Raw genomic sequence first — 3,324 nt, 5'->3', positions numbered from 1 at the left:
TGTCAGGGGTCTGCTGAGCTCTCGAGTGGTGCAGGTCGTGACGAGGCTGGTCGTGGTGCCGGCCGCGGCGCTTCGTCGAGCGCGGCGCCGCGACGAGCGTGAAGCCAGGTGGAGGTCAGGCGGTCTTCGAGACCCCGGCCAGGATCGCAGAGCGCTCGTCCTCGCTCAGGCCGCCCCACACGCCGTAGGGCTCGCGAACCTTGAGCGACTGCTCGCGGCACTGCATCAGCACGGGGCACGAGGCGCAGATGGCCTTGGCCGCTTCCGCGCGGCGGCGGCGGGTGGAGCCTCGCTCGCCCTCCGGGTGGAAGAAGAGGGTGTCGTCCGCGTCGCGGCACGAGCCCTGGTACTGCCATTCCCACAGTTCCATCACCGGTCCGGGGAGCCTCGAGATCTCTGTCATGTCGAACAACCTACAAGCGTTGCAGAAGTTGTTCAAGGGGCGGGGTGGATGAGTTTCTGACCGGCTTTGCCTCTCTGTGCACCGTTTCATGGCGAACATGGCGCGAACTGCGGCGTTGTCCACTGTGTGACAGGACACACCGGGACAGCCGACCGAGACACGCCGCGCCCGAAGTGGCGAGGGGGTGAGCCGGTCGGCAGAATCGGTGCATGACTTCACTCCGGTCCGCCCCGACCCCCGGCGGGCCCCGACGGAAGGTGACCGAGGTTCCTGCACTCGCTGTCGCAGCCGTCGCCAAGAGGTTGGGCGTCGCCCCGGCCACCCTCCGCACCTGGGACCGTCGCTACGGTCTGGGTCCCTCCGAGCACACTGCCGGTTCGCACCGGAGATACACGGCCGACGACGTCGCGCGGCTCGTCATCATGCGTCGCCTCACGCTCGAGGGCGTCGCACCGGTCGACGCCGCGCGCGCGGCCCTGGATGCCGACCAGGCGGAGCTCGCGCTCGAGAGCGGCCAGATCGAGCAGGCCGCCGGCTCCGACGGCCCCGCCGAGGACGGGGACGAGGGCGAGCCGTCGGGCGAGACGCCCGGCGGGGGGCTGCGCCTCCTGCGCGCGGTCCCGCGCGGCGCGGACGACGAGCCGGTCCGCATCGGCGCGACGCGCGCCACGGGCGTGTCCGACGTGGTCGACGCCGCGATCTCGTTCGACCAGAAGCGGTGCGACAAGCTCCTGCGCATCGCGCCCGGCACCGACCCCGGTCAGTGGTGGTCGACGCTCGTGGAACCGGCCCTCCACCGCATCGCCGAGCGCACGTTCCTCGCCTCCCCGGGAGAGATGCCGGAGGTGGTCTTCAGCAACGCGACCCTGGCCGCGCTGCGCGAGTACACCCAGCAGTCCGAGGCCGCGCTCGTCGCGGGAGGCGGTCCGCCCCCCAACCATCCGAGCAGGATGCGGCGGATCGTGCTGATCTTCGCGGCGCCGGGAGAGCAGGTGCCGCTCGCGGCCCACGCGCTCGCCGCCGCCCTGGGCGCGCAGGGAGCCATGGCCCGCATCGTGACCGGGTCGGCCACGATGCACCGTTCGCTCGAGCTCGTCGCCATGGTGCGCCCTGCAGCGGTCGCGGTCGTGACGACGCAGCCCCGGCCGGACCTCGACGTCGTCCGGACGGTGCACGAGGCGAACCCGGACCTGCCCATCTTCGTCGGGCTCCAGAACGACGCGGCGGCGACGGGACTGCCCCTCGCCGCGACCGTGCAGCGGGTGCGCAGCTTCACGGGGCTCCTCCACGAAGCGCTCGCCGTCGTCCGGTGACGCGCGCCACGTGCACGGCGGGAGCCGCCCTCCCGGCCGTCCGGTGGCGGGACGGCCGGGAATATGTCAGAGGCCCTCGGCGTAGAATCTTGATGTGACCGACTCTCTCGCAGCCCCCGCACACGACCCCTTCGGATTCACCGGACTGACGTACGACGACGTCCTCCTGCTCCCGAACGAGACGGACGTCATCCCGAGCGAGGTCGATACGACCGCGCGGCTGACGCGCGAGATCACCATGTCCTCGCCGCTGCTCTCCGCCGCGATGGACACGGTCACCGAGTCGCGCATGGCGATCGCCATGGCCCGCCAGGGCGGGATCGGGATCATCCACCGCAACCTGTCGATCGAGGCGCAGGCCAAGGAGGTCGACCTCGTCAAGCGGTCGGAGTCCGGCATGATCACCGACCCGGTCACGGTCGGCCCGGAGGCCACGCTCTCCGAGCTCGACGCCCTGTGCGGCCAGTACCGGGTCTCCGGGCTGCCCGTGGTCGACGAGACCGGCAAGCTGCTGGGCATCATCACGAACCGGGACCTGCGCTTCGTCAACCCGGCTGACTTCGCGGAGCGTCGCGTCTTCGAGATCATGACCCCCATGCCGCTCGTGACGGCCCCGATCGGCATCGAGCGCGACGACGCCGCAGCGCTGCTCGCCAAGCACAAGATCGAGAAGCTGCCCCTGATCGACGCCGAGGGCCGCCTGGGCGGGCTCATCACGGTCAAGGACTTCGTCAAGACCGAGCAGTACCCGGGGGCGACCAAGGACGCCGAGGGGCGCCTGCGCGTCGGCGCCGCGATCGGCTTCTTCGGTGACGCCTGGACGCGCGCGACCTCGCTCGCCGAGGCCGGGGTCGACGTCCTCGTCGCGGACACCGCCAACGGGCACGCCCGCCTCCTGCTCGACATGATCCGCAAGCTCAAGGCGGACCCGGCGTTCAAGGACGTCCAGATCATCGGCGGCAACGTCGCGACGCGTGCGGGTGCACAGGCTCTCGTCGACGCGGGCGCGGACGGCGTGAAGGTCGGCGTCGGGCCGGGCTCGATCTGCACGACCCGCGTCGTCGCCGGCGTCGGCGTCCCGCAGGTCACCGCGATCTACGAGGCCTCGCTCGCGTGCCGCCCGGCCGGCGTCCCCGTCATCGGCGACGGCGGCCTGCAGTACTCGGGAGACATCGCCAAGGCGCTCGTCGCCGGAGCGGACACGGTCATGCTCGGCTCGCTCCTCGCGGGCTGCGACGAGAGCCCCGGCGACCTCGTGTTCGTCAACGGCAAGCAGTACAAGCTCTACCGCGGCATGGGTTCGATCGGCGCGATGGCCTCGCGCGGCAAGAAGGCGTCCTACTCCAAGGACCGCTACTTCCAGGCGGACGTCGCGAGCGACGACAAGATCGTGCCCGAGGGCATCGAGGGCCAGGTGCCCTACCGCGGCCCGCTCGGTGCGGTCGCCCACCAGCTCGTCGGCGGACTGCACCAGTCGATGTTCTACGTCGGTGCGCACACCATCCCCCAGCTCCAGGAGCGCGGGAAGTTCGTGCGCATCACGCCGGCCGGGCTCAAGGAGTCGCACCCGCACGACATCCAGATGACGGTCGAGGCGCCCAACTACAC

3 protein-coding genes are annotated in these 3,324 nt (G+C 71.1%); 2 read left to right on the top strand and 1 reads right to left on the bottom strand.

The window, feature by feature from the left end; translation table 11 throughout:
• Positions 1-115 precede the first annotated feature (115 nt).
• Positions 116-403 (bottom strand): WhiB family transcriptional regulator, encoded by a 288-nt coding sequence (locus ACFWFR_RS18630; RefSeq protein ID WP_056653881.1) that lies wholly within the window; start codon positions 401-403, stop codon positions 116-118.
• Positions 404-612: 209 nt separating this feature from the next.
• Here ACFWFR_RS18630 and ACFWFR_RS18625 point away from each other — a divergent pair, with 209 nt between their 5' ends.
• On the top strand, positions 613-1,716 hold the full coding sequence (locus ACFWFR_RS18625) for a MerR family transcriptional regulator (protein WP_191801356.1): 1,104 nt from the start codon (positions 613-615) through the stop codon (positions 1,714-1,716).
• A 94-nt stretch (positions 1,717-1,810) separates the two neighbouring features.
• Positions 1,811-3,324, top strand: a 1,514-nt coding sequence (guaB, locus tag ACFWFR_RS18620; protein ID WP_377624075.1) for an IMP dehydrogenase, incomplete at its 3' end; no start/stop codon positions are given.

The sequence above is a fragment of the Oerskovia sp. NPDC060287 genome, from assembly GCF_042726775.1.
GTDB lineage: Bacteria > Actinomycetota > Actinomycetes > Actinomycetales > Cellulomonadaceae > Oerskovia > Oerskovia merdavium.
Note: the sequence above shows the minus strand (reverse complement) of the source record. Positions and strands in the feature narration are given on the sequence as shown.